The sequence below is a fragment of the Nocardioides conyzicola genome (genome assembly GCF_039543825.1).
In the GTDB taxonomy this organism is placed as follows: domain Bacteria; phylum Actinomycetota; class Actinomycetes; order Propionibacteriales; family Nocardioidaceae; genus Nocardioides; species Nocardioides conyzicola.
Window position 1 is genome coordinate 320469 of sequence record NZ_BAABKM010000005.1, and the last position, 24403, is coordinate 344871.

General features: G+C 70.9%; 21 protein-coding genes. 9 read left to right on the forward strand and 12 right to left on the reverse strand.

Annotated elements, in window-relative coordinates; genetic code table 11:
* Nucleotides 1–34 precede the first annotated feature (34 nt).
* Nucleotides 35–1255: an acyltransferase family protein gene (locus ABEA34_RS23215; RefSeq protein ID WP_345524135.1), complete on the forward strand. Its 1221-nt coding sequence runs from the start codon at nt 35–37 to the stop codon at nt 1253–1255.
* A gap of 9 nt (nt 1256–1264) precedes the next feature.
* On the opposite strand, the gene ABEA34_RS23220 is transcribed toward ABEA34_RS23215, so the two are convergent.
* A complete protein-coding gene (locus ABEA34_RS23220) occupies nt 1265–2116 on the reverse strand; it encodes a 2OG-Fe(II) oxygenase (protein ID WP_345524136.1) in 852 nt (283 codons plus the stop codon).
* 116 nt (nt 2117–2232) lie between these two features.
* Here ABEA34_RS23220 and ABEA34_RS23225 point away from each other — a divergent pair, with 116 nt between their 5' ends.
* Genes ABEA34_RS23225 through ABEA34_RS23235 form a run of 3 tightly spaced genes read left to right on the forward strand, consistent with a single transcriptional unit; the run spans nt 2233 to nt 6847 of the window.
* Nucleotides 2233–3732: a bifunctional glycosyltransferase/class I SAM-dependent methyltransferase gene (locus tag ABEA34_RS23225; RefSeq protein WP_345524137.1), complete on the forward strand. Its 1500-nt coding sequence runs from the start codon at nt 2233–2235 to the stop codon at nt 3730–3732.
* Nucleotides 3729–5738 (forward strand): hypothetical protein, encoded by a 2010-nt coding sequence (locus tag ABEA34_RS23230; protein WP_345524138.1) that lies wholly within the window; start codon nt 3729–3731, stop codon nt 5736–5738. Before ABEA34_RS23225 ends, ABEA34_RS23230 begins: the two co-directional genes overlap by 4 nt.
* An 11-nt stretch (nt 5739–5749) precedes the next feature.
* The gene (locus ABEA34_RS23235) at nt 5750–6847 is read left to right on the forward strand and encodes a glycosyltransferase family 4 protein (RefSeq protein ID WP_345524139.1); all 1098 of its coding nucleotides are present in this window, start codon (nt 5750–5752) and stop codon (nt 6845–6847) included.
* On the opposite strand, the gene ABEA34_RS23240 is transcribed toward ABEA34_RS23235, so the two are convergent.
* Nucleotides 6835–6978 (reverse strand): hypothetical protein, encoded by a 144-nt coding sequence (locus ABEA34_RS23240; protein ID WP_345524141.1) that lies wholly within the window; start codon nt 6976–6978, stop codon nt 6835–6837. The genes ABEA34_RS23235 and ABEA34_RS23240 overlap by 13 nt on opposite strands.
* Nucleotides 6979–7015: 37 nt before the next feature.
* The gene (locus ABEA34_RS23245) at nt 7016–8740 is read right to left on the reverse strand and encodes an MmpA family trehalose lipid delivery protein (RefSeq protein WP_345524142.1); all 1725 of its coding nucleotides are present in this window, start codon (nt 8738–8740) and stop codon (nt 7016–7018) included.
* Between the two features lie 76 nt (nt 8741–8816).
* Between ABEA34_RS23245 and ABEA34_RS23250 the strand changes: the two genes are divergently transcribed.
* Nucleotides 8817–9557, forward strand: a complete 741-nt coding sequence (locus ABEA34_RS23250; RefSeq protein WP_345524143.1) for a class I SAM-dependent methyltransferase — start codon at nt 8817–8819, stop codon at nt 9555–9557.
* A gap of 6 nt (nt 9558–9563) precedes the next feature.
* Here ABEA34_RS23250 and dprE2 read toward each other — a convergent pair whose 3' ends face one another.
* The 3 genes from dprE2 to ABEA34_RS23265 are packed head-to-tail and all read right to left on the reverse strand — an operon-like array spanning nt 9564 to nt 12724.
* The gene (dprE2, locus tag ABEA34_RS23255; protein ID WP_345524144.1) at nt 9564–10319 is read right to left on the reverse strand and encodes a decaprenylphospho-beta-D-erythro-pentofuranosid-2-ulose 2-reductase; all 756 of its coding nucleotides are present in this window, start codon (nt 10317–10319) and stop codon (nt 9564–9566) included.
* A gap of 13 nt (nt 10320–10332) precedes the next feature.
* The gene (dprE1, locus tag ABEA34_RS23260; protein ID WP_345524145.1) at nt 10333–11688 is read right to left on the reverse strand and encodes an FAD-binding protein; all 1356 of its coding nucleotides are present in this window, start codon (nt 11686–11688) and stop codon (nt 10333–10335) included.
* On the reverse strand, nt 11681–12724 hold the full coding sequence (locus ABEA34_RS23265) for a decaprenyl-phosphate phosphoribosyltransferase (protein WP_345524321.1): 1044 nt from the start codon (nt 12722–12724) through the stop codon (nt 11681–11683). Before ABEA34_RS23265 ends, dprE1 begins: the two co-directional genes overlap by 8 nt.
* On the opposite strand from ABEA34_RS23265, the gene ABEA34_RS23270 reads away from it, so the two are divergent.
* Nucleotides 12624–13907, forward strand: a complete 1284-nt coding sequence (locus tag ABEA34_RS23270) for a lipopolysaccharide biosynthesis protein (RefSeq protein WP_345524146.1) — start codon at nt 12624–12626, stop codon at nt 13905–13907. The two genes, ABEA34_RS23265 and ABEA34_RS23270, sit on opposite strands and share 101 nt — an antisense overlap.
* Here the strand turns inward: ABEA34_RS23270 and polA are convergent.
* On the reverse strand, nt 13866–16532 hold the full coding sequence (gene polA / locus ABEA34_RS23275) for a DNA polymerase I (protein ID WP_345524147.1): 2667 nt from the start codon (nt 16530–16532) through the stop codon (nt 13866–13868). The two genes, ABEA34_RS23270 and polA, sit on opposite strands and share 42 nt — an antisense overlap.
* 42 nt (nt 16533–16574) lie before the next feature.
* On the opposite strand from polA, the gene ABEA34_RS23280 reads away from it, so the two are divergent.
* Nucleotides 16575–17015, forward strand: a complete 441-nt coding sequence (locus ABEA34_RS23280) for a PaaI family thioesterase (protein ID WP_345524148.1) — start codon at nt 16575–16577, stop codon at nt 17013–17015.
* Here the strand turns inward: ABEA34_RS23280 and ABEA34_RS23285 are convergent.
* Entirely contained in the window at nt 17012–17587 is a 576-nt protein-coding gene (locus ABEA34_RS23285) for a GNAT family N-acetyltransferase (protein WP_345524149.1), read from the reverse strand. The two genes, ABEA34_RS23280 and ABEA34_RS23285, sit on opposite strands and share 4 nt — an antisense overlap.
* A gap of 138 nt (nt 17588–17725) precedes the next feature.
* Between ABEA34_RS23285 and ABEA34_RS23290 the strand changes: the two genes are divergently transcribed.
* A complete protein-coding gene (locus ABEA34_RS23290) occupies nt 17726–18448 on the forward strand; it encodes a DUF554 domain-containing protein (RefSeq protein WP_345524150.1) in 723 nt (240 codons plus the stop codon).
* 150 nt (nt 18449–18598) lie between these two features.
* Nucleotides 18599–19948, forward strand: a complete 1350-nt coding sequence (locus ABEA34_RS23295) for an ABC transporter substrate-binding protein (protein WP_345524152.1) — start codon at nt 18599–18601, stop codon at nt 19946–19948.
* Between the two features lie 175 nt (nt 19949–20123).
* Here ABEA34_RS23295 and ABEA34_RS23300 read toward each other — a convergent pair whose 3' ends face one another.
* Genes ABEA34_RS23300 through ABEA34_RS23315 form a run of 4 tightly spaced genes read right to left on the reverse strand, consistent with a single transcriptional unit; the run spans nt 20124 to nt 24395 of the window.
* Nucleotides 20124–20909, reverse strand: coding sequence for an ABC transporter ATP-binding protein (locus ABEA34_RS23300; RefSeq protein ID WP_345524154.1), 786 nt, complete (start codon nt 20907–20909; stop codon nt 20124–20126).
* Nucleotides 20906–21892 (reverse strand): ABC transporter ATP-binding protein, encoded by a 987-nt coding sequence (locus tag ABEA34_RS23305; protein WP_345524155.1) that lies wholly within the window; start codon nt 21890–21892, stop codon nt 20906–20908. Before ABEA34_RS23305 ends, ABEA34_RS23300 begins: the two co-directional genes overlap by 4 nt.
* On the reverse strand, nt 21885–23060 hold the full coding sequence (locus ABEA34_RS23310; RefSeq protein ID WP_345524156.1) for a branched-chain amino acid ABC transporter permease: 1176 nt from the start codon (nt 23058–23060) through the stop codon (nt 21885–21887). The genes ABEA34_RS23305 and ABEA34_RS23310 overlap by 8 nt, the downstream gene beginning before the upstream one ends.
* A 15-nt stretch (nt 23061–23075) precedes the next feature.
* Complete coding sequence (locus ABEA34_RS23315; protein WP_345524157.1) at nt 23076–24395, reverse strand: branched-chain amino acid ABC transporter permease; 1320 nt, start codon at nt 24393–24395, stop codon at nt 23076–23078.
* Between the last annotated feature and the right edge of the window lie 8 nt (nt 24396–24403).

Here is a 24403-nt window from a genome sequence, read left to right on the forward strand (position 1 = left end):
ACACTAGCAGCGCATCGCATCTATGGTTCTGCTCATGGAGCAAGCCACCGCGTCGCACGACACCCGCGACCGCCTTCTCGACGGGATCCGCGGTGTCGCGATCGTGCTGGTCGTGCTCTCCCACGGCTGGACCCTCTGGCCGACCGAGAAGCTGCTGTCCCACAAGACGCTGAACCCCTGGTTCACCAGCGGCAACTTCGCCGTCTCCATCTTCTTCGTCGTCGGGGCCTTCCTCGCGACCCGCACGCTCCTCCGACGGGTCGACAGTGGCACCGACCTGCACGTCGGCGTGATCTCCGTACGCCGGTACGTCCGCCTCAGCGGCCAGCTCTACGTGCTCCTCATCGCCGTCCTCATCGTGACCGCGACCGACACGGCCTCGGCGTACCCCAACGCCGACACCGGCGCCTCGGTCTTCCGGATCGCGACGTACACGTGGAACTGGTTCCTCGTCGGCCACGCCTTGACGGCGCGCCCCGACCTCGGTCACCTCTGGTACCTGTCCGTCGACTTCCAGATCTTCCTGCTGGTGCTGGCGCTGGTCTACCTGCTGGGCCGGCGTCGCGCCTGGCTGGCACTCAGCCTCGGCACGCTGCTCGTCGCGGCCCTGCTCTGGCGCTCGCACGTCTTCGGCCTGGACGGTGGCGCCTACCGCGCTCTCCTCCAGACGACGACCCGGATGGACGCGCCGCTGACCGGCGCCCTCGCCGCCGTGCTGCTGCCCTACCTCGGCGTGCTCCGTCGCTTCGCCCGTCCGCTCCTCGTCGTGAGCACGGTCGCCCTCGTCCCGGTCCTCGTGCTCACCGACACCGAGGCCAGCTTCGTGGGCTGGCCGGGGGTCGTCCTCGACGCCACCTTGTTCCTCTTCGTCGTCACCTGCGCCATGTCCACGGCGCCGCGTCTCCTGGAGCGCACGCTCGGCAGCGCGCCGCTGGCGTTCCTCGGCAGGCGCTCGCTCAGCCTCTACCTCTGGCACTACCCGCTGTTCTGGTTCATCAGCCGGCACTCGGGCGGCTGGGCCTGGGAGTCCCGCGCGGCGGTCGGGATGGTCGCCATGTTCGCGATCTCGGAGCTCAGCGAGCGTCTCGTCGAGACCCGGGTCCAGCGGATGCTGCGCTCGGAGCGCTGGCGCGAGCTCGACGACGGCATCCCGCAGTTCCTGGGCACCCGGATCCGGGGATGGTGGCGGGCACCGGTCGAGCCGTCCCGCCCGGACGAGACCGTGCACCCGGCCGACCGGGACCAGCCGGTCTGAGGAGCGCCGTCAGCGGTTGCGTCGGCGCAGCCGGTCGACCCGGGCCAACAGCTTGTTGACCCGCTCGTCGGAGATGCCCAGGCGACGCTTGAGGCGGTCATAGATGTCGAGCGCGGTGCGGTCCGCGGCGATCGCGGCACGGCGTGCCCGGCTCTCGTCGGGTCGCGCCTGGTAGTTCGTCGCGCGCCGGATCGTGCCCTCTTCTTCGGTGAAGTAGTAGAGCGCCATCGACCGGCGGGCCACGTCGGGCGGGCAGGTCAGCCCGTCCGGGTGCCCGTGGAAGGTGTCGTACGCCGTGCTGAACACCAGCATCCGGTTGCCGGCCGGGGTGACCCGGGCGCGGCACTGCTGCATGTTGCGGTCCCAGAGCTCGAGCTTGCCGCCCCACTCGTCGGGCCACTCCTCGTTCAGGTAGAGCAGGATGTTGACCCGGCGCGCCCAGTTCTCGTGGGTGTGGTGGGTGGTGAAGTCGGCGTGGATGTTGAGGTGACCGCCCCGCAGGGTCTGGTGCAGGCCGCCGCCGTCCATGGTCCAGTCCGGGATCAGGTTCGAGATCCCCGTCAGCTTCTCGAGGTAGGCCACGAAGCGCGGGGAGCAGAACTCCTGGGCCACGTCGTGCAGCGTCGGTCCCCAGGTGTCCGGCTCCGTGTTGGAGTACTTCGTCTCGTTGACGTGCAGGTACCCCTTCCAGAACTCGTCCTTCATGCCGGGGAACTCGGCGACCGCCTTGTCGAACACCTCGGGCCTGAGGACGTTGTCGATGACGGTGTGCGGGAACGGGTCGGCGGCACCGTAGGAGGCCGCCGCAGCGTCGAGGTCGGACTCGAGGGCCGCAAAGTCGACGAGGGGTGAGTCGGACATGCGCGGAATGATGCCATGAAGATCCAGTGCGTAACCTACTGACCGGTTAAGATCCCCCGAGTGTTCCGTTCACGTAACAGCCGCGTCGCCGGCTGGCGGAGCAGCGAGGGAGAGCGATGGCCACGCACGAGTTCGAGGCACGCCGTCACGACGAGGCACTGACCGGCGACCACGAGGTCCCCGCCAGCACCCGCGTGGGCGTACTGGTCGTCGCCTACAACGCCGCCGGCACCCTCGTCCAGACCCTCGCCCGGATGCCCGCGCGCTTCGCCGCGGTCGTCGACCACGTGCTCGTCTGCGACGACGCGAGCGACGACGAGACCTACGAGGTCGGCCTGCGCTTCAAGAGCGGCTCGACGCTGCCAATGACGATCGTCCGGCACGAGCAGAACCTCGGCTACGGCGGTAACCAGAAGTCCGGCTACGAGTGGGCGATCAACCACGGGCTCGACGTCGTCGTCCTCCTGCACGGCGACGGCCAGTACGCGCCCGAGCACATCGAGGAGCTGGTCGCGCCGCTCGCTGCCGGCGACGCCGACGCCGTCTTCGGCTCCCGGATGATGGAGCCCGGCAACGCCCGCGCCGGCGGCATGCCGCTCTACAAGTACGTCGGCAACAAGATCCTCACGACCATGCAGAACAAGCTGGTGGGCCTCGATCTCACCGAGTGGCACAGTGGCTACCGTGCCTACCGCGTCGACGCCCTCGCGGACCTCGACCTCGCGTCGTACTCCAACGGGTTCGACTTCGACACCGAGATCATCCTGGGCCTGCACGACCAGGGGAAGCGGATCATCGAGGTCCCCATCCCGACCTACTACGGCGACGAGATCTGCTACGTGAACGGCATGAAGTACGCGAAGGACGTGACCGTCGACGTGCTGCAGTACCGGCTGCGCCGCCTCGGGTTCGGTACGCCGACCGTGGGCGGACCCGACGAGCAGGCCTACGACCTCAAGCCCTCGGAGCACTCCTCGCACGGCGTCATGCTCGACTGGATCGGCCAGGTGCCCCCGTCGCGGGTGCTCGACGTCGGCTGCTCGGACGGTAACTTCGCCGCCCTCGTCGGGGGCCTCGGCCACCAGGTGACCGGCATCGACCTGGTCAAGCACGAGGGCGTGTCCGAGCGCATGGAGAACTTCATCGAGGTGGACCTCAACCAGGGTCTGCCGGACGACGTCGGCCGCGACTACCGCGTGGTCGTCGCGGGTGACGTCCTCGAGCACGTCATCGACCCGCAGAGCCTGCTCACCGACCTGGGCTCCCGCCTCGCGCCGGACGGCGAGGTCGTCGTGTCGGTGCCGAACTTCTCCCACTGGTACCCGCGCACCCGGGTGGCCATCGGCCGCTTCGACTACGACCAGCGCGGCCCGCTCGACAACGGCCACGTCCGCTTCTTCACCCGGGCCAGCTTCGAGCGCCTCGTCCGTCGCTCCGGGATGACCATCGTGGAGCGCCGCACCGTGGGCTCCCCGCTCGACGTCCTCGACCGCGCCGGCGAGCGCGGCCTGCTCGTCCGGGTCGTCCGGAAGGTCGCGGTGCTCGACCGTCTGGCCACGCGCCTGTGGCCGACCATGTTCGGCTACCAGTTCCTGTACCGGCTGGAGCGGGCTTGACCCGTGACCAGGGCTCCCGCCGGCGGAAAGTCGCGACCGCTGCGGGACTCACCGTAGGGGCTGCTGCCTACGTCCTGACACTGCTCGACTACGGCCTGAGGCTCACGCGTACCGCGAACGCGCTCGGCTACGCCTCGAACTTCTTCGACGGCCAGGGCCGGTCGCTGCTCGACGGGCACCTCTGGGTGCCCAACGGGTTCCTCGGGATCGAGGCGTTCGTCGAGCGCGGCCACGACTACATGTACTTCCCGCCGTGGCCGGCGATCATCCGGATGCCCATCCTGTCGATGACCAACGAGTTCGACGGCAAGCTCACCCTGCTCTCGATGGCGCTCGGCTTCGTGCTGATGATGGTGATGAGCGCCAAGCTGGTCTGGCTGGTCCGCGACCAGCTCGCCCCGGGACCGGTCAGCCGCCTCGAGGCCGTCGTGATGGGCGCCCTCATCGCCCTGGTCACCGGCGGCACCACCCTCACGTACGTCGCCTCGCTGCCCTGGGCGTTCCACGAGGTCTACGCCTGGTCGATCCCGTTCACGGTCGGGTCGATGTACTGGCTCATCCGGGTCCTCGACGACCCGACCCGCCGCGCCGTGTGCTGGCTCGCGGCGTTCGTGCTCGGCACGCTGCTGACCCGGACGACCGACGGCTGGGCGATGGCGGTGGCCGCGATGGCCGCCGGCGTCTGGCTGCTGGTCGGCCGGCTGCACCGCGACCGCCGCCGCTTCGCGATCGGCACGATCGCCGCCGGCGTGGTCCCGCTCGTCATCGGGATCGTGATCAACGTCCTCAAGTTCCGCCATCCCTTCCTGTTCCCGCTCGAGGACCAGGTCTGGACCCAGCTCAACGCGCACCGCCGCGAGGCCCTCGACGCCAACGGCGGCACCCTCACCGGGCTGCAGTTCTTCCCCACCTCCTTCATGGCGTACTTCCGCCTCGACGGCGTGCGCTTCGTCGACTACTTCCCCTGGGTCACGCTGCCCGCGCACGCGCCCCGGGCGTACGACGGTGCCGTGCTCGACCAGACCTACCGCACCGGGAGCGTCACCGGCTTCATGCCGTGGCCGCTGCTGCTGACGGTCCTGACCGCCATCGCCGTCTTCCGGCCCGGCGTCGACCGAGCCCGCCGGATCCTCCGGGTGCCCCTGGTCGGCGGCGTCCTGGCGACCGGTGGCGTGATGGGCTACGGCTACCTGGCCCACCGCTACACGAGCGAGTTCGTCCCCGCCCTCGTGCTCGGGGCCACCGTCGGCACCGTGCTGGCGTTCCACTGGCTCCGCCGCCGTCGCGCCTGGCTGGCCGGGCTCTTCGTGGCGGTCACGGCGGCGTTCACGGTGTTCGGGCTCGGGGCCAACATGCTGATCGGCTACACGGCCGCGGCGTACACCGGCGGCGGCCCGCAGCTGGAGAGGTACGTCGCCCTGCAGCACCGGCTGAGCCCCCACCAGCAGGCCGAGCGCACGACCATCTCGGACGACCTGCCGTCCGGTGGCCGCACCGACGACCTCTGGATCCGCGGCGACTGCGACGCGCTCTACCTCAACACCGGTGACCGCTACGAGCCGTGGCAGCTGGTGCAGCAACGCGCCGTGGTGGTGCAGGCGCTGGTCGCCGACGACGCCAAGGCGGGGGTGGTGCGGCTGATCGAGGTCGACTCGACCCCTCGGCGCAGCGTCAGCCTGCTGATCAGCTCCAGCAGCCAGGCCCGGGTCATGATCGACACCGGCGACCACACCTACTTCGGCCAGTGGTTCGACCTGCTCGAGCCCCGCACCGTCCGGGTGGGCGTCCGCCCGCAGCCGGAGCTCGGCTACGCCGAGGTCAGCTCCACCCCGGGAGGCTTCGTCGGCTTCCTACCGGTGCGGGAGTCGGACGAGGGCGTCGTCCGCCTGCTCGACCTGACGCCCAGCGACGACCGCAAGCCGACCACCGAGGGCGTCACGGTCCGCACCCTCCGGGGTGTCGAGCCGCCGCTCTGCCGCGACCTCATGGCCGCCACCCGCAAGTGAGCCGGCGCCCGATGCGTCTGGTGTTCCTGACCTGGCGCGACTCGACCCACCCGGACGGCGGCGGCTCGGAGATCTTCGTCGAGGAGGTCGCCAGGGAGCTGGTCGCCCGAGGGCACGAGGTCACCATCCGGTGCGCCCGGCACCCCGGCAGCGCTCCCGCGGAGGACCTCGACGGCGTGCGCCTGGTCCGCAGGGGCGGCCGGCTCACGGTCTACCCGCGCGCGCTCGCCTGGCTGGCCACGCGGGGGCGTCGGTACGACGTTGTGGTGGACGTGATCAACGGACTGCCGTTCGGCGCCCCCCTGGTGCGCCGCCACGGGGTCGTGGCGCTGATCCACCACACCCACGAGCGTCAGTGGCAGATCATCTACCCCGACGTACGCGGCCGGATCGGGTGGGCCATCGAGCACCGGCTCACGCCGCGCCTCTACCGCGGGCTCCCCCACCTGACCGTCTCCGATGCGTCGCGGGCCGACCTGGTCGGGATCGGCGTGCCCGAGTCGTCGATCTCGGTGGTGCGCAACGGCGTCCGGGTCGTCCCGGCGACCGCGGCACGGTCGGCGACGCCGCGCCTGGTGGTGCTCACCCGGCTGGTCCCGCACAAGCAGGTCGAGGACGCGTTCCACGTCCTCGCCCGGCTGCGCGACGAGCTGCCGGACCTGCGCCTCGACGTCGTCGGCGAGGGCTGGTGGCGACCCCACCTGGAGGAGGCCCTGCGGGAGCTCCGCCTGGAGGACTGGGTCACGCTGCACGGGCACGTGCCGGACGACGTACGCGACCGGATCCTGGCCGAGGCGTGGGTGATGCTGCTGCCGTCGGTCAAGGAGGGCTGGGGCCTCGCGATCATGGAGGCCGCGGCGCAGGGGACGCCGACGATCGCCTACGGCAGTGCCGGCGGGGTCCGCGAGTCGATCCTGGACGGCGAGACCGGGCTCCTGGTCGACGACCGGGACGGGCTCACCGAGGCGACGCGGTCACTGCTGGTCGATGCCGGGCTGCGCGACCGGTTGGGCCGCGCGGCCAGGGAGCGTGCTCGGACCTTCAGCTGGTCGAGCGCGGCGGACGTCGTCGAGGACGTCGCAGCCGGGGCTTCGGCTCAGTCGCCGTAGGTCAGGATCTGCTGGTTCGCCGGGTTGGTCTCGGGCGCGGCGGTCTGGGTCTGCACGACCCCGACCATGGTGATGGCGCCTGCGGCGCCACCTGCCAGGACCGGAAGGAGCAGCTTGACGAAAACCAGCACGGCATGTCCTTTCAGCGGGCTCCTGTTGAGCCAGGCGTCACTGTAGCAGCGAGTCGTGCCGCGGGGGTGCATTCCGGCGACGCCGGATCGCCAGGAGCGTCCCGCCCACCGCCACCGCCGCTGCGAGGAGGTCGGCCGCCACCACGACGACGCGGGTGGCGCGGCCCGCGCCGTGCGCGGTCGGCGATGCGTCCGGGACCGAGTAGAGCGCCAGGTCGGCGTCCTCGTGCACCAGGTCGAGCCCGGTCAGGTCCAGCGAGCCGGCGTCCGGGTCGTCGCGGTAGACGAGCGCCCAGGAGACCCCGTTGTCCCGCAACGCCTCGGCGACCGGCAACCGGGCCAGGTCGGCGCCGAGGTCCCGGGAGCGCGCGTTCTCCCCGTGCACGGTCGTCGAGCCCACGGCGAGGTCGTCGGAGACGAGCACGTCGGTGTCGAACCAGCGGACCGCAGGATCCGACGACACCAGGCCGTTGCCCCAGGTGAACCCGCGGTACGAGCGCCACGGGAGCGTCACCAGCGTGCCGCCGCTCCCGTCGACGCGGTCGGCCACGGCGTCGAAGCCCGCCGGGTAGTGCACCGGGTCGACGGTCTGCCACACCAGCGACGTCGCGTCGGGCAGCAGCGCGACCGGCAACGGAACGGCGAGCAGCGCGACGGTGACGACCAGCTCGCTGCCGGCGCCCGCGACCCGGGCCGCGGCCCGGTCGACGGTCGCCGCGAACGCGGCGACCACGAGCACGACGTACGGCGCCAGGAACTTCTGGCTGTCCCGGGCCAGCCCACCTCCGGGGAGGTGACCGACCACCCATGACATGGTCGCGTCTCCCCCGGCCAGCACCGGCAGCACCGCGAGCGCGAAGCCGAGCGCCGCGAGGACCGTGAGGCGCGCGAACGGGCCCGGTCCCCACGCCCGTCGCAGCCCCCTCCAGCCGGCGACCAGCACGAGGGCGACCACGACCGCCGCCGCCACGGACCACCAGCCCTGGCGGGAGCCCGGGACGCTGCGCGAGTCCCAGATCCCGCCCAGGCCGACGAGGGCGGTCAGGACGCCGCCCGGGCCCTCGGAGTCGGCGGCGAACGCCCGCACCCCGGCCGGGTCGGAGGTCAGCGCGGCCGACCCCAGTAGCGACGGGAGCAGCCACGGGAGCTGGAGCACGGCCGCGACGAGCAGGAGCCGCACCGCTGCCACGGTCCGGCCGACGCCGCAGACCGCAGCGGTCACCGCACCGATCAGGCCTCCGGTCGGGGTGAGCGACGCCAGCGCCAGCCAGCCGGCGACGGCGCCGAGGTCACGCCACGAGCCACTGCCGCGGTAGCGGGTGGCGGCGACGACCAGCCACGGCAGCGCGGCGTACGCCGCGAGCAGCGCCCACTGCCCCAGCGCGAGCCGCTCGACGACGTACGGGTTCCAGACCGCGAAGCCGGCGGCCGCGAACCTGGCGAGCGTGCCGAAGGGCCGCACGAGGCGGTGCATCCCCCACCCCGCGGCGGCCAGGATCAGCGGGATCGCGATCCGGGCGACGAGTGCGCCGTCCAGCACGTGTGCGGTCAGCAGCGAGACCACGGTGTCCAGGGGCACCGCCCGGGGTGCCGAGCCGCCCAGGCCCAGCGAGGCGTCGGTCCAGGGCTGGTGCGGCACGAAGACGAGGTCGCGCGCCAGCGGGTGCCCGGAGCGGGTGAGCAGCGGGAACGTGAGGACGACCGCCAGCACCAGGGGCCACGCGTCGAGGAGCAGACCGCGGCCACGCCCGCCTTCCCGCACGGCCCCTCCTCCTCGTCGTACCGCCACCGACACCACAGCGAACAGCGAGGAGCGTAGAGCGCCTATCCTCGTCGCCGTGAGACACGGTCCCGAATCCACCGGCCCCGAGCCGGGGCCCGCGGGGACCTTCGAGGCGTCGTTCGCGATCGCCGACAGCATCCCGGGCTGGCTCACCCGTGACCAGGCACGGGTCCTCGACGAGGCCGCACGCACGGTCCCGCCGGCCGGCACGATCGTCGAGATCGGCAGCCACCGGGGCCGCTCGGCCGTCGTGCTCGCGCGGGCGCTGGGCGACGACGGCCGCCTGGTGGCGGTCGACCCGTTCCCGGTCGACTGGCGCTACGGCGACGACGGGACCGAGGCGGCGTTCCGCGCGAACGTCGACGCCGCGGGTGCCGCCGAGCGCGTCGACCTGCGGGTGGCGACCAGCCGCGAGGTCCGCACGTCGTGGGAGGGCCCCGTCGAGGGCGTGTACGTAGACGGGAAGCACGACGTCTGGAGCCTGCGGGACGACCTGCGCTGGGCGGCGCACGTGCGGCCGGGCGGGTGGGTGCTGGTGCACGACGCCTTCTCGTCCCTCGGCGTCACCCTGGGCCTGCTCAGCGTGCTGCCCCTGTCACGGCACCTGCGGTACGTCGAGCGCACCGGCTCGCTGGCCCGGCTGGAGGTCGCGCGGCCGACGCTCCGCGACCGGGTCCGCCCGGCCCGCGAGCTCCCGTGGTTCGTCCGCAACCTGGTGGTCAAGGTCCTGCTGCGGCTGCACCTGACCCGGATCGCCGGGTGGCTCGGCCACCACGACGCCGCCGACCCCTACTGAGCGACGTCAGATCGGCAGCCGGCGGAAGAGCGCCCTCGGCACGTGCCGGAGTCCCGACATCACCCCGCGCATGGCGCCCGGCACCCAGATCAGGTCGTCGCCGGAGGCGACGGCCTCGGTCACGGCGTCCGCGACCTGCTCGGCCGTGACCGAGAGCGGGGCCGGGGCCCGCCCGGCGGTCATCTTGGTGTGGACGAACCCGGGCCGCACCACCAGGACCCGGGCGCCGGAGCCGCGCAGCGCCTCGCCGAGCCCGAGGTAGAAGCCGTCCATGCCGGCCTTGGACGCGCCGTACGCGAAGTTGGACCGGCGGACCCGCTCCCCCGCCACCGAGGAGAAGGCGACGATCACGCCGTGTCCCTGCCGCCGCAGCCGCTGGGCCAGGCACACCCCGACGCTGACGGGCGCGACGTAGTTGACCTCGGCCAGGTGCACCGCCGCGTCGTGGTCCTGCCAGGCCTGCTCCTCGTCACCGAGGACGCCGAACGCGACGACCGCCACGTCGATGTCGCGTCCGGCGGCGAGCCCCTCGATCAGAGCGGGATGGGCCGCCGTGTCGGTCGCCTCGAAGTCGACCTCCTCCACCTCCGCGCCCGCCGAGCGGAGCTCCTCGGCGGCGGCCTCGCGCCGGGTCCCGGGACGAGCCGCGAGCACGACGTACAGGCCCGGCTGGCGTGCCCAGGACCGGCCGAGCGCGAGCGCGATGTCACTGGTCCCGCCGAGGAGGAGGACGGTCTGGGGCTGGCCGAGTGCGTTGATCATGGGAACTCTCTGGTCAGAGGGAGAGACGGCGGGCGAGGTCGGACTGCAGGCGGCGCTCCGGGTCCAGCCGGTCGCGCAGCTCGCGGAAGTCGGCGAGACGGGGGTACATCGCGGGCAGCAGCTCGGGGCGCAACCGGGCGTCCTTGGCGAGGTAGACGCGGCCCCCGGCCGCCACGACCTCCTCGTCGAAGCGGTCGAGCATCGGGGCGAGGTCGCGACGCGCCGGGAAGTCCAGCGCGAGCGTCCACCCGGCGGTGGGGAACGACAGCCAGCCGGGGTTGCCCGGCCCGAAGCGCTTCAGCACGGTGAGGAACGTCGGATGGCGATCGCGCGAGACCTGCTCCAGCACCGAGCGGACGACGTCGTCGCGGTGCTCGGGCACGACGAGCTGGTACTGCACGAACCCGCGCGGGCCGTAGAGCCGGTTCCAGTGCGCGACCCCGTCGAGCGGGTGGAAGAACTGGGAGATCGTCTGGAGCTCCCCGGTCCGCAGGCGCGGCGCCTTGTGGAACCAGAGCTCGTTGAACGCCCGCACGGCCGGGCGGGTCACCAGGCCGACGGGCGGGACGAACGGCACCGTGACCCGCGGCGGTCCCGGCACGGCCAGCGGGTCGGCGGCCGAGCGGCCGGACAGCTGGTCCCGCGTCGCGTGGTCGCCCCGGGAGAGCACCGCCCGGCCGAGCGAGGAGCCCCGGGCGTCGGTGTCGATCCAGGCCACCGAGTAGGCGTAGTCGTCGTCGCTCGCCACCATCTCCGCGAGGACGGCGTCGAGGTCGCCGAGCCGCCGGGTGGTGGTGTCGAGGTAGGCGGTCTCGACCGGGACGGTGCGCAGACGAGCCCCCGTGATGACGCCGGTCAGCCCCATCCCGCCGACGGTGGCCCAGTAGAGCTCCGCGTCCGTCTCCGGCGTCACGGTCCGTGCCGTCCCGTCGGGCAGGACCAGGTCGACGGAGACGACCTGGTCGCCGAAGCTGCCGCTGCGGTGGTGGCTCTTGCCGTGCACGTCGCAGGCCAGCGCGCCGCCGACCGTGACGTAGCGCGTCCCCGGGGTCACCGGCACGAACCGGCCGCGCGGCAGCAGGAAGCGCACCAGGTCGTGCAGGCTGGTCCCCGCCGAGACCTCCACGGTGCCGTCCCCGGCGAGCGGCCCGATCGCGGTCGGCAGCGGGGCGAGCACGTCACCCCCGGCATTGAGCGCCGGATCGCCGTACGAGCGCCCCAGCCCGCGGGCGATCAGCCCGCGCGGGCCGGCCGCGCCGAGCCGCCGCGCCACGTCCGCCGCCGTCGGGTGATGGAGGGTGCCGGCGCTCCGGACCGCTCCGCCCCACCCGGTGAGCACCTCCGGCCCGAGCGGTCCGTCGTCAGGCACTGACCACTCCCAGGCACAGCACGACGAACCAGATCAGGCCGATGGCCTGCAGGACCCGGTCTCGCCAGATGATGTCCTCCGGCTCCGCCGCGGTGCCGGCGTCGATGTCCACGGCGTACCGCAGCAGGGCCGCGGTGAACGGGACGATCGACAGCTCGTGCCAGGGGAACGCCCCGCCGCTGGTGGAGTTCTCGAACGCCCACAGGCTGTAGCCCGTGATGGTGACGGCCGCGGCGATGCTCCACACGAAACGGAGGTACGACGCCGTGTAGCGCACGAGCGACCTGCGGGTGCCCGCCTCGCTGCCCAGGGTGTGCAGCTCCGAGTACCGCTTGCCGGCGACGACGAAGAGCGACCCGAAGCCGGCGACGAGCAGGAACCAGTCGGAGATCGGGATGCCGGCGGCGAGACCGCCGGCGACCGCCCGCATCAGGAAGCCCGCCGCGACCAGGAGCAGGTCGATGACCGGCTCGTGCTTGAGCCGGCACGAGTAGGCGATCATCAGCGCGGCATAGCTCGCGACGAGGACCACCAGCTGCCAGCCCGTGGTCGCCGCGACGGCGAGGCCGAGCGCCCCGAGCACCGCGGCGCCGACCAGCGCGGTCCGCACCGGCAGCGTGCCCGCGGCGATCGGACGGGCGCGCTTGGTCGGGTGCTGCCGGTCGGCCTCGACGTCGGCACAGTCGTTGACGAGGTAGGTCCCGGACGACACGAGGCAGAAGGCCACGAACGCGAGCGCGGTCGCGGCGACGACGTCCAGCTCGCCCAGGTCACCGGCAGCGAGGGGTGCGGCCACGACCAGCAGGTTCTTCACCCACTGCCGCGGGCGCATCGACTGGAGCAGAGCGCCGGCGGTGGTCACGGCGGGGAGTCTAGGGCGTGTCGACCGGTCCTCCCTCCGACCCGGGTGGAGCGCTCCCCTACGCTCACGTGTCGTGAGCCCGTCCACCACTCGTGACCCTTCCCTCCCGGGTCGGGTGCGGACGCTCCTGCGGGGGAGCGCCGGGATCGCGGTCGCGATCGCGGTGATGAACATCGCGACGTACGGCTTCCAGATCATCGCCGCCCGGATCCTCGGACCGAGCGACTACGGGGCCATCGCGAGCCTGATGGCGGTGCTGATGGTGATGGCGGTGCTGCAGCTGGGCCTGCAGGCCACCGCGGCCCGTCGGATCGCGGGACAGCCCGACCACGTCGGGCAGATCGAGCTCGGCGCTCTCCGGGTCACCTATCGGGCCGCGGCCGTGCTGGGCGTGCTCATGCTCGTCCTGGCCCCGGTGATGTGGAAGCTCCTCCGCCTCGACGGCATCGCGCCGGCGCTGCTGCTGGCCGTCGCCGCCGTACCCCTCACGATCATGGGCGGCCAGGCCGGCATCCTCCAGGGCGAGCGCCGCTGGGTCCCGCTCGCGCTGGTCTACCTCGGCGTCGGCGTGCCGAGGCTGGCCTTCGGCACCCTGTGCATGCTGATCTCCCCCACCGAGACCAGCGCGATGCTCGGCGTCACGATCGGCCTCTGGGTGCCGGTCATCACGGGCTGGTACGCGCTGCGCAGCGGTCGCGCACCCGGCGAGTCGAGCGAGGAGCACCGCGCCCGGCCGATGGCGCGCGAGGCGATCGCGGCGTCGTTCGCGCTGCTCGGATTCCTGGTCCTCTCCAACGCCGACGTGATCGTGGCGCGCAACGTCCTCGACGAGCACGACGCCGGCCTGTACGCCGGCGGCCTGATCCTGACCAAGGCGGTGCTGTTCCTGCCGCAGTTCGTCGTCGTCATCGCCTTCCCGTCGATGTCGACCGTCGAGGCCCGCCGCAGCACGCTGGTGCGGAGCCTGACGCTGGTGTTCGGCATGGGGGTGGTGGGCACCCTCGGCGCGTGGCTGCTGTCCGGCCTCGCGCTCGTCTTCGTGGGCGGCTCGGCGTACGACGACGTGCAGTCGCACCTGTGGATGTTCGCCGTCCTGGGCACGGTGCTCTCGATGCTGCAGCTGGTCGTCTACTCGGTGCTGGCCCGTCGTGGCACCCGCTCGGCGTACCTCGTCTGGGTCGGCCTCCTGGTGCTCCTCGCCACCGCCGTGCACGCCGACACCGTCGAGCAGCTGGTCGTCACCGTCACGTGCGTCGACGCGGTGCTGTTCGGCGTGCTGCTGGCCACGAGCCTGTGGCGGCTGCGCGAACCCGCCTCAGTGAGCGGCTTCGTGCCAGCTGCGACCGAACCCGACTGAGACGTCGAGCGGCACGGTGAGGTCGGCCGCGCCCCCCATCTGCTGACGCACTAGCGCCTCCAGGGTCTCGCGCTCCCCCGGCGCGACGTCGAACACGAGCTCGTCGTGGACCTGGAGCAGCATCCGCGAGCGCAGCCCCGCCTCCTTGACGGCGCGGTCGACGTTGAGCATGGCGACCTTGATCAGGTCGGCGGCCGAGCCCTGGATGGGTGCGTTGAGCGCCATCCGCTCGGCCATCTCGCGGCGCTGCCGGTTGTCGCTGGTCAGGTCGGGCAGGTAGCGGCGCCGGCCCATGATGGTCTCGGTGAAGCCGGTCTTGCGGGCCTCCTCCACCACCCCGCCGAGGTAGTCGCGGATGCCGCCGAACGTCTGGAAGTACTCGTCCATCAGCCCCTGCGCCTCGCCCGGGCTGATCGCGAGCTGCTGGCCGAGGCCGAACGCCGAGAGGCCGTAGGCGAGGCCGTAGTTCATCGCCTTGATCTTGGCCCGCATCTCGACCGTGACGTCGTCGGCCGGGACGTCGAAGACCCGGGCCGCGGTGATCGAGTGGAAGTCGCGGCCGGAGCGGAACGCCTCGATCAGCAGCGCGTCCTCGGAGAGGTGGGCCATGATCCGCATCTCGATCTGGCTGTAGTCGGCGGTCATCAGCGATTCGAAGCCCGCGCCCACGACGAAGCCCTCGCGGATCCGGCGACCCTCCTCGGTGCGGATCGGGATGTTCTGCAGGTTGGGGTCGGTGCTGGACAGCCGGCCGGTCGCGGCGATCGTCTGGTTGAACGTCGTGTGGATCCGGCCGTCGCCCGAGACGGTCTTGAGCAGCCCCTCGATCGTCTGGCGCAGCCGGATGACGTCGCGGTGCCGCAGCAGGTGGAGCAGGAAGGGGTGCTCGGTCTTCACGTAGAGCGCCTGCAGCGCGTCGGCGTCGGTGGTGTAGCCGGTCTTGGTGCGCTTGGTCTTGGGCATGGCGAGCTCGTCGAAGAGCACGACCTGGAGCTGCTTCGGTGAGCCGAGGTTGATCTCCTTGCCGATCACCGCGTAGGCGTCCTCGGCCGCGGTGCGCACCTCGGTGGCGAAGTGGCTCTCCAGCGACTCGAGGTGGTCGACGTCGACCGCGATGCCGACCTGCTCCATCTGGGCGAGCAGGTCGACCAGCGGCAGCTCGACGTCGTTGAGGAGCGCCGTACCGCCCCGCTCGTCGAGCTCGTCGTCGAGCGCGGCCGCCAGGTCGAGCACGGCCCGGGCGTGCAGCATCTCCACCTCGCCGGCCGCCTCGTCGTCCAGGCCCAGGCTGAGCTGGCCGTCGTCGGTGCCGCCCTGCTTGAGCTCGCGCTTAAGGTAGCGCACGGTGAGGTCCGCGAGGTCGTAGGAGCGCTGGTCGGGACGCGCGAGGTACGCCGAGAGCGCGGTGTCGCGCGCCAGCCCGGCCAGCGGCATCCCCCAGGCGGCGAGCGCGAGCATCGGGCCCTTGGCGTCGTGCAGCACCTTCGGGCGGTCGGGGTCGGCGAGCCACCCGGCGAGCGCGGTCTGGTCGTCGGGCCCCAGCTCCTCGGCCGAGATCCAGGCGGCCGTCCCGTCGGCGGTCGCCAGCGCCACCGAGGTCACCTCGCCGGTGCCGGAGCCCCACCGGCCGACGACGTTGACGCCGACCCGGTCGCCGCTGGTGGCGTGCTCGGCCAGCCAGCCCGGGAGCTCCCCGCTGGTGAGCACGGACGTCGCCAGGTCGAAGCCCGAGTCGTCGATCTCCTCCTCGGAGGTGAGCGTCTCGAACAGCCGGTCCCGGAGCACCCGGAACTCGAGGCCGTCGAACAGCGTGTGCACCTCGTGCCGGTCCCACGGCTGGATGACGAGGTCGGTCGGCCGGAGCTCGAGGTCGAGGTCGCGCACCAGCCGGTTGAGGTGGCGGTTGCGGATGACGTCGCCGAGGTGCTCGCGCAGCGCCTCGCCCTTTTTGCCGGTGATCTCGTCGGCGTGGGCGATGACGTTGTCGAGGCCGTCGTACTGGTTGATCCACCGGGCGGCGTAGCCCGGACCGACGCCGGGCACGCCGGGCAGGTTGTCGGAGGTCTCCCCGACGATCGCGGCCAGCTCGGGGTAGCGCTCCGGGGGCAGGCCGTACTTGTCCTGGACGGCCGTCGGCGTCATCCGGGCGAGGTCGGAGACCCCGCGCATCGGGTAGAGGACCGTCGAGCGGTCGGTGACCAGCTGGAGGGAGTCGCGGTCGCCGGTGAGGATCAGGACCTCCATCTCCTCGTCCTCGAGCGCCTGGGTGACCAGGGTGGCGATGATGTCGTCGGCCTCGTAGCCGTCCTTCTTGAGGAACGGGATGCGCAGCGCGTTGAGCACCTCCTCGATCAGCGGCAGCTGGCTGCTGAACTCGCTCGGCGTCTTGTTGCGCTTCGCCTTGTACTCGGAGTACTCGGCCAGCCGGAACGTCTGCCGGGAGACGTCGAACGCGACCCCGACGTGGGTCGGCTGCTCGTCACGCAGCACGTTGATGAGCATCGAGGTGAAGCCGTAGACGGCGTTGGTGTGCTGTCCGGTCGTGGTCGAGAAGTTCTCGACCGGGAGCGCGAAGAACGCGCGGTAGGCGAGCGAGTGACCGTCGAGAAGCAGGAGGCGAGGCACCCCGCGACTCTATAGGCGTCCGCCGACAGGCAGGATGGCGCCATGAGTGAGCGCAACGACGAGATGAGCGTGGACGACTACATCGCCTCCATGCCGCAGGGCATGGGCGGACTCAACGAGAAGATGGGCATCGAGCTCGTCGAGATCTCGGCCGAGCGGGTCGTCGGGACGATGCCCGTCGAGGGCAACACCCAGCCCTACGGGCTGCTCCACGGCGGCGCCTCGGTGGTGCTCGCGGAGACCCTCGGCTCGGTCGGGTCGGCGGTGCACGCCCACCCGGACCGGCTCTCGGTCGGCATCGACATCAACGCCACCCACCACCGCTCGGCGACGTCCGGCACCGTCACCGGCGTCGCGACGGCCATCCACCTCGGCCGCACGACGGCGGCGTACGAGATCGTGATCACCGACGACCGCGGCAAGCGGGTCTGCACGTCGCGGATCACCTGCGCGTTGCTGCCGCGCGAGCGGTTCGACTCCTAGCCCTCGACGCCGGCCCGGCTCTTGCGCAGGGACCGGCGGGCGGCCAGCACCTGGGTGAGCTGGCGGCCGTTGCCGGCGCTGACCGGGCGTCGGTGCGCGCTGAGCCGGCTGCGGACGGCGTGGGTGGTGGCGACCCGGAGGACGGCGTACGGCCCCAGCGCGATGCGGGCCATGAAGCGGTTGGCGTCCCGGGACCCGGCGACCGCGGCCGTGGCGACGTGCGCGACTCCGAGCTCCTCGGCCCAGGTCACCGCCGAGTCCATCAGCGCGGTGCCGATCCCGTGGCGTCGGTACGGCGCGAGCACGTGCGGTGACAGCGCGCGTACGACGGGCTCGCGGTTGATCGCGGACATCGTCGTGTGCTCGAGGTGGACGGCGCCGGCGAACGTGCCGTCGTACTCCGCCACGACGATCCGCTGGCAGTCGGACGCCAGCACCTCGGCGATCACGGACTCCATGTCGAGGGCCTGGTCCTCGGGCCCGACCCGGCGGATCACGTCGTTCCAGACCTCCGCCAGGTGGCTCGCATCGTTGGGGCTCACCGAGCGGAGCGACACCAGGGAGCGGTTCATCGCACCATGCCTAAGTCCGACCTTCCACAGGTCTGCCGTGCCTCCGTGTCCCCCGAACGCGGCTTCCAGCGGTAGAGACTACGCTCAGCGTCCCCGTCCTGTCAGAGGAGTCCTGTGATCCCCGGTCTCGGCACCGTCGTGAACGTCGCTACCGTGCTGACCGGCAGCGTCATCGGCGTGCTCCTGGGCAACCGGCTGCCGGTGCGGACCCGGGACGTCGTGACCGACTCGCTGGGCCTGGTGACGCTGCTGATCGCCGCCACGTCGGCGATGGCCGTCCTGGACGACGACCTCTCGGACGCGGTCGGCGACAGCGCCCCGATGCTGATCGTGCTGGGCGCCCTCCTGGTCGGCGGCATCGTGGGCTCGTTGCTGCGCCTCGAGTCGAGGGTCGAGTCCCTGGGGGGCTGGCTGCAGGGTCGCCTGTCCGGCGCGGCCGACTCGGCGGAGCGGCACCGGTTCATCGAGGGCTTCGTGGTCTCGTCCCTGATCTTCTGCACCGGGCCGCTGACCATCCTCGGCTCCCTCAACGACGGGCTGGGCAACGGAGCGGACCAGCTCTTCCTCAAGTCGGCGCTCGACGGGTTCGCCGCGATCGCGTTCGCGGCGTCCTTCGGCTGGGGTGTGGCGGCCAGCGTGGTGACGATCATCGCCGTCCAGGGCAGCCTGACGCTGCTCGGGCTCGGGCTCGGGGACGTGCTCCCCGACGCGCAGCTCGCGGCCATCACGGCCACGGGTGGGCTCCTCCTCGTCGGCGTCGCCATGCGGCTGCTCCGGATCCGCGAGGTCCCCGTCGCCGACCTGCTGCCCGCGCTGCTCGTGGCACCGCTCCTCGTGACCGTCGTGGCCGCCCTCAACTGACTGTGCAGCATTGACGTAACGGTTCGCTAACGACAGGGTGCCGTACAACCCTGCGCCCTACGGCCAGACCTACGGTGGCATGGCTATGCCCAACCTTTTCGGGAGGGCGGGCGCGGTGTACTGCATCAACGCGACAGAAAGGTTCACCCCGTGAATCGAACCAAGACCACCTGGGTACGGCTGATGGCGGGCACAGCCGTCCTCGGCCTCGCCCTGACCGCTTGCGGCTCCGACTCTGAAGGCGACGCCAAGCCGGAAGCGAGCGACACCCCGACGGCGTCCGACTCGGCCCCTGCTGCCGACGCGTTCACCGACGACAAGTGCGCCGCGAACCAGACCAGCGCAGACTCGTTCCGCGTCGGTGGCATCCTGCCGCTGACCGGTTCGCTCGCGTTCCTCGGACCCCCGGAGATCGCCGGTGTCGGCCTCGCCGTCTCGGACATCAACGCGGCCGGCGGCGTCAACGGCAGCAAGGCCTGCCACGACGTCCAGGACTCCGGTGACTCCAGCGACATGTCGGTCTCGACTGCCTCTGCCGGCACGCTCGTCGCCAGCAAGCCGTCCGTGGTCATCGGTGCGGCTTCGTCCAGCGTCTCGCTGAACGTCGTCGACACCTTCGCCGACAACAAGATCACCGAGGTCTCCCCGGCCAACACGGCCGTCGACCTCAGCGGCTACTCGCCGTGGTACTTCCGCACCGCCCCGCCGGACGGCGTCCAGGGCAACGCGCTGGGCACCCTCATCTCCACCGACGGCTACACGAAGGTCGGCTTCCTGGTGTTCGCGGACACCTACGGCACCGGTCTGCGTGACGTCGTCGAGAAGACGGTGAAGGCCGCTGGTGGCTCCTGCACCTACGGTTGCAAGGGTGACGGCGACGAGTTCCCGCCGGGACAGACCACCTTCTCGTCCGAGGTCAGTGGCGTCATCGCCTCGAAGCCCGACGCGATCGTCATTCTGGCCTTCGACGAGACCAAGTCGATCGTTCCGGAGCTGAAGTCGCAGGGCTGGGACATGTCCAAGACCTACTTCACCGACGGCAACACGTCGGACTTCAGCAAGGACTTCGCCAAGGGCACCCTCAAGGGCGCTCAGGGCACCATCCCCGGTGCCGACCCGGACGCCACCTTCAAGGAGCGTCTCAGCGGTTGGGCCGAGGTCGGTGAGGGCGCTGCCCTGAAGGACTACTCGTACGGCGCTGAGTCCTACGACGCGACCATCCTGGCGGCCCTCGCGGCGGTCAAGGGCGGCGCGACCGACTCGCAGACGGTCCGCGACAACTACGCGGCCGTCTCGGGTGCCACCGACGGCAAGGAGTGCAAGACCTACGCCGACTGCGTCGCCCTGCTCAAGGACGGCTCGGAGATCCACTACACCGGTCCTTCGGGCATCGGTCCGATCGACGACGAGAACGACCCGTCGTCGGCGTTCGTCGGCATCTACACCTTCAACGCCGACAACAAGAACGAGCTCACCAGCACGGTCGAGGGCTCCAAGTGACCCTGATCCACTGATCAGCTCAACCGCGTGATGCGGAGGGCCCCGGACCTCGGTCCGGGGCCCTTCGTCGTTCTCACCGACGCCGCCACCGTCGTCGAGTGACGTGAAAAGGCCCCTGGGAGCTGCTCCCAGGGGCCTTTTCACGTCACTCGACGCTCCGTGCGTCGCCAGCTGCTCAGTGCGAGTCGCGCTCCTCGTCGACGTCCTTGGCGAGCGTGCCGAGGTAGAGCTCGATCACCTTGGGGTCGTTGGCCAGCTCGCGACCGGTGCCGCTGTAGGCGTCCCGGCCCTGGTCGAGGACGTAGCCGCGGTCGCAGATCTGCAGGCAGCGACGCGCGTTCTGCTCGACCATCACGACGCAGACGCCGGTCTTGTTGATCCGCCGGGTGCGCAGGAACGTCTCGTCCTGACGGACCGGGGACAGGCCGGCGGACGGCTCGTCCAGGAGCAGCACCGAGGGCTCCATCATCAGCGCCCTGGCCATGGCCAGGGACTGGCGCTCACCACCGGAGAGGGCGCCCGCGCTCTGGTTGCGGCGGTCGTGGAGGACCGGGAAGAGGTCCCACATCGCGGCCAGGCGCTCGCGGGCCTTCTTGGGCCGCAGGTACAGCCCCATCCGCAGGTTCTCCTCGATGCTCAGCGAGGGGAAGACGTTGTTGGTCTGCGGCACGAAGCCGACACCCATCTCCACCAGCTGGTTGGTGCGCAGGTTGGTGATGTCACGCTCGCCGAGCATCACCGTGCCGGAGTGCACCTTGACCAGGCCGAACATCGCCTTGAGCAGCGTCGACTTGCCGGCGCCGTTCGGGCCGATGATGCCGATCATCTCGCCCGGGTACGCGACGAGGCTGCAGCCGTTGAGGATGTTGACCCCGGGGATGTAGCCCGCGACCACGTCCTTGGCCTCGACGACCGGCTTGCGCGTGTCCGTCACGGGCTCGTCCTTCTGCAGCGACGTCATCGCAGTCCCTCCGCCTCTTCGTCGGCCTGGCGTTCGGCATCCTCGGCGGCCACCTCTTCGGCGATCTCCTCGAGGGCCTCGTCGGTCAGCAGCGCGTCGTCGCCGAGGTCGGTGTCGTGGTGCGCGCCCAGGTAGGCGTCGATGACGGCCGGGTTGGACATGACCGTGTCGGCGGATCCCTCGGCGACGAGGCGACCCTCCGCCATCACCGCGACCCAGTCGGAGATGTGGCGTACGACGTGCATGTCGTGCTCGACGAACAGCACGGTCATGCCCTCGTCGCGCAGCGACTGGATGTGGCCCAGCAGCGACTGCGTCAGGGCCGGGTTCACGCCGGCCATCGGCTCGTCGAGCATGATCATCTTCGGGTCGCTCATCAGCGCACGCGCCATCTCGAGCAGCTTGCGCTGGCCGCCCGACAGGCTGCCGGCGTAGTCGTGCTTCTTCTCGTAGAGCTTGAAGCGCTGGAGCAGCTCGTCGGCCTTGGCCTCGATCTCACGCTCCTGCTGACGCCACACGGGATGGAACATCGACTTGAAGAGGTTCTCGCCGGCCTGGTTCTGGGCGCCGAGCATCATGTTCTCGATGACGGTCATCCGGCTGAGCGCCTTGGTGAGCTGGAAGGTCCGGACCATCCCCGCCTGGGCCACGCTCGACGCCGAGGTCTTGTCGAGCTTGCGCCCGTCGAAGGACCAATGCGCCCCGGTCTTCGCCGACGTCGGCCGGTCGAAGCCCGTGATCAGGTTGAAGAACGTCGTCTTGCCGGCACCGTTCGGCCCGATCAGGGCGGTGATCAGGCCGCGCTGCACCTCGAGGTGACCCACGTCGACCGCCGTCATGCCGCCGAACTGGCGGACGATGTTGTCGACGACCAGGATCGGGTCGGGCTTGGCGGCGCCGGGGTCGGGGTCGAAGCCGGCGGTCATCGCCTGCCGGGCCGCCGGGTCGGCGAGGCCGGTCGGCGCGATCGTGTGCTCAGACATCGAATCTCAGCTCCCTCTTGTTGCCCAGGATGCCTTGTGGTCTGAAGATCACGATCAGCATCAGCGCCACACCCACGACGATGTACGAGAACTGCTCCGTCTGCTGGTTGTTCATCCAGTCGGACGGGACGTACGCCGAGAGGGTGTACTTGATGCCGATCCGGGCGGTGTAGAAGATCACCGCGCCGAGGACCGGGCCGAAGATCGTGGCCGCGCCACCGATCAGGAGCGCGGTGTAGCAGAAGAACGTCAGTGTGCGACCCATCGAGTCCGGCTGGGTGCTGGCCGGGAGCACGTAGATCATGCCGCCGATCGCACCGAAGAGACCGCCGATGACCAGCGCCTGCATCTTGATCGAGAAGACGTTCTTGCCCAGCGAGCGGATCGCGTCCTCGTCCTCGCGCACCCCTCGCAGGAGACGTCCCCACGGGCTGCGCACCAGCAGGAACACGACGAACGTCGAGATGGCCACCAGCGTCCAGGCGACCACCCGGACCCACCAGCCGTTGACGCCGGTCGACTGGCCCGGGACCGGGAAGAGGAAGAACAGCAGGAACACGCCGACGACGCTGATGACCGTGGCCGCACCGATCTTCGCGCCTCCGGCCAGGCCGGCCCTCCCCCGCAGCACGAGGACGAGCGCGACGATCAGGGCGACGAGCAGGAGCCAGCCGATGATCCGCACCCAGGCGGCGCCGTCGGCGACGTCTGCGTAGTTGAACGGGATCAGCGTGAAGCTGCCGCTGCCGAAGATCGAGAGGTTGGTGAACGGCTCGCGGTACTGGCTGCCGGGGATGCCCTGCGCCGCACCGGTGAAGTCCGACAGCAGGGACGATCGCCCGATGTATCTGAGGATCTCGGCAGCCGAGATCGTCACGATGGCCAGGTAGTCACCGCGCAGCTTCAGCGTCGGTACACCGAGCACGAGGGCGAAGATCAGCGCCGCGGCGAGCCCGAGCAGGATGCCGAGCGCGAACGGCAGGCCGTGCCACACCGAGATCGCCATGCCGTACGCGCCGAGCAGCATGAAGCCCGCCTGGCCGAAGTTGAGCAGCCCGGTGAACCCGAGGTGGATGTTGAGGCCGATGACGGCGATCGCGACAGCGGCGGTCTGCGGCGAGATCGCCTCGCGCATCATGCCGTTGAGAATTCCCTGGAGAGTGTCCATTGCCCGTCCCCTTCCTCAGCCGACCCGCTGCGGCTTGCCGAGCAGGCCCTGGGGCCGCACGAGCAGGAGCAGGATCAAGATCAACAGCGCGGTCGCGTACTTGAAGTCACCCGGCATGCCGACCACCGGCGAGACCTCCACGACCAGTCCGATGATGAGCGCGCCGATCAGGGCGCCGAACGCCGTGCCGAGACCGCCGAGCGTGACCGCCGCGAAGAGCAGCAGCAGGATCTGGAGGCCGGAGTCCCACTTGACGCCGTTGACCACCAGCGCGTAGAGCAGGCCGGACAGACCGGCGAGGCCCATGGCGACCGTCCACACGAGGCGGATCACCTTGTCGGTGTCGATGCCCGACGCCGACGCGAGCGCCGGGTTGTCGGACACGGCCCGGGTGGCGCGGCCGACGCGGGTGCGGAGCAGGGCGTAGCCGACGGCGAGGAGCACGACGATCGAGATCGCCATCGCCACCAGGGACTGGTTGGTGATGGTGACCGAGCCGAACTCCCTCACCGAGGGGTTGTCCTGCACCACGCGGACCGTGCCGGCGCCGACCAGGTACTGGTAGACGTACTGGAGCGCCAGAGAGAGACCGATGGTGACGATGATCATCTGGGTCAGACCCAGGCCGCGGCGGCGGAGTGGTTGCCAGAGCACGCGGTCCTGGAAGTAGCCGCTGAAGGCACACAGGATCACCACCAGCAGGCCGCCGAGCCAGATGTTCAGCCCGTGCACGTTGATCAGGAGGTAGCCGAGCATGCCGCCGAGCGTCACCTGCTCGGCGTGCGCGAAGTTCGACAGCCCGGTGGTGCCGTAGATCAGCGACAGGCCGACCGACGCCAGCGCGAGCAGCAGGCCGAGGCGCAGTCCGTTGACGGTGCTCTGGAGCAGCTGGTCGAACTTGCTGGTCGAGTCGCTGTACGACGCCGTACGGACCGTCAGCAGGGCCGGCATCGTCGCGCCGAACTTCGCCTTGACGGTCACGTTGTCCTTGACGACGTCGAGGTCCTTGGGGAGCGACGCCTCGTCGATCTTGACGACGTACGGACCCTCCTTGTCGACCTGGACGTTCCACTTGCCGGTCTCGCCGGTCGTGACCTCGGTGACGGTGCCGGCCTCGTCGGTGACGGTGAGCTTCACGTCGGCGAGGGGACCGTCCTCGGTGCGGATGGTGCCTGCGATGCAGGCTTTGTCCGGGCCCGGTAGACACAGCGTGTCCACGGCGTGGGCAGGGCCCGAGGAAATCAGCGCGAGCAACGGCGCGAGCAGCAGCGTGAGGATCAGCCCCGCCACCCCTCTGTGCACCGACCGCTCGCGGACGACGTGTCGAGACTTCAACTCGGTCC

Bases quoted from the DNA above. Each gene is read 5' to 3' on its own strand.
- ABEA34_RS23215 (WP_345524135.1), top strand. From the start codon at position 35: ATGGAGCAAGCCACCGCGTCGCACGACACCCGCGACCGCCTTCTCGAC.
- ABEA34_RS23220 (WP_345524136.1), bottom strand. From the start codon at position 2,116: ATGTCCGACTCACCCCTCGTCGACTTTGCGGCCCTCGAGTCCGACCTC.
- ABEA34_RS23225 (WP_345524137.1), top strand. From the start codon at position 2,233: ATGGCCACGCACGAGTTCGAGGCACGCCGTCACGACGAGGCACTGACC.
- ABEA34_RS23235 (WP_345524139.1), top strand. From the start codon at position 5,750: ATGCGTCTGGTGTTCCTGACCTGGCGCGACTCGACCCACCCGGACGGC.
- dprE2 (WP_345524144.1), bottom strand. From the start codon at position 10,319: ATGATCAACGCACTCGGCCAGCCCCAGACCGTCCTCCTCCTCGGCGGG.
- ABEA34_RS23265 (WP_345524321.1), bottom strand. From the start codon at position 12,724: ATGTTCATCACCGCGATCGCGACCGCGATCCCGGCGCTCCCCCGCAGG.
- ABEA34_RS23280 (WP_345524148.1), top strand. From the start codon at position 16,575: ATGAGTGAGCGCAACGACGAGATGAGCGTGGACGACTACATCGCCTCC.
- ABEA34_RS23285 (WP_345524149.1), bottom strand. From the start codon at position 17,587: ATGAACCGCTCCCTGGTGTCGCTCCGCTCGGTGAGCCCCAACGATGCG.
- ABEA34_RS23300 (WP_345524154.1), bottom strand. From the start codon at position 20,909: ATGACGTCGCTGCAGAAGGACGAGCCCGTGACGGACACGCGCAAGCCG.
- ABEA34_RS23305 (WP_345524155.1), bottom strand. From the start codon at position 21,892: ATGTCTGAGCACACGATCGCGCCGACCGGCCTCGCCGACCCGGCGGCC.
- ABEA34_RS23310 (WP_345524156.1), bottom strand. From the start codon at position 23,060: ATGGACACTCTCCAGGGAATTCTCAACGGCATGATGCGCGAGGCGATC.